The organism is Pseudomonas yangonensis (assembly GCF_009932725.1).
GTDB classification, from domain to species: Bacteria; Pseudomonadota; Gammaproteobacteria; order Pseudomonadales; family Pseudomonadaceae; genus Aquipseudomonas; species Aquipseudomonas yangonensis.
Genome location: NZ_BLJU01000107.1, coordinates 1 through 883 on the forward strand (window position 1 = coordinate 1; position 883 = coordinate 883).

Below are 883 nucleotides of genomic sequence, written 5' to 3' on the forward strand. Positions count from 1 at the left end.
GTCCTGGGCCAGCGCATTAATGGTCAGATCGCGACGCTTAAGATCATCTTCCAGCGTGACATCCGGTGCGGCATAGGAAGTAAAACCGGTGTAACCGGAACCGGATTTCCGTTCGGTACGTGCCAGCGCATACTCTTCATGCGTTTGCGGATGCAGAAACACAGGAAAATCGCGGCCTACCTGCTGGTAGCCCGCGTCGAGCATCCCCTGTGGCGTACTGCCGACCACCACCCAATCTCTGTCTTTGACCGGTAGCCCTAACAACGCATCACGAACAGCACCACCGACCAGATAAATCTTCACGCCATCATCCCTTCGTCAAATACACAATTCCTAATAATAAGACAGTACAACGAAGAAGGCGATTTAGTTCATCCAGCGATCTTTGCGTTTGCGGCTTGGGATCAGGCGCGGCAGTACCAGACCGAGCAGCAAGCCAAGCCCCAGCACGCCACCGCCATACATAAACCATTGCATGATGATGGTGCGCTGCTTGTCATCCAGCTGTACGCTGGCGGCATCGACCTTTTTCTGCGCGACAATCAGCTCGTGTTTCAGTTTCTGATTTTCTTCTTTTAACCCGTTCATCACGCTGTCGCTCTGCGCCACTTTTTGCTGCATTTCTGCGGTGCGCTGATTCCAGGTGTTATCGATATTGGTGAGTTTATCGGTCAGGGTTTTGACCTGATTTTCCAGATCTGGCATACGGGAGCGCAGGCTTGGCTCAGTGCTAAGTTGTTTCAACGGGATCCAGGCGGTACGGCCAGAGCTGTCTTTCACCTGGGCATAATTGGTGTTGGCGTCAGTTTGCAATAAGGTCACTTCCTCGCCGGCGTTAACCGAGCCCACGAGACGTAGAGGAAACTCGTATGCCGTCCTCTGC

1 protein-coding gene and 1 pseudogene are annotated in these 883 nt (G+C 53.2%); both read right to left on the reverse strand.

What is annotated here, in order from left to right; all coding sequences use genetic code 11:
* Positions 1-303: pseudogene (locus GYB81_RS23690) on the reverse strand (multifunctional CCA tRNA nucleotidyl transferase/2'3'-cyclic phosphodiesterase/2'nucleotidase/phosphatase); the annotation flags it as partial.
* 63 nt (positions 304-366) lie between these two features.
* Positions 367-883 (reverse strand): TIGR04211 family SH3 domain-containing protein (locus GYB81_RS25390; RefSeq protein WP_161897990.1); only part of this gene is annotated, 517 nt, incomplete at its 5' end.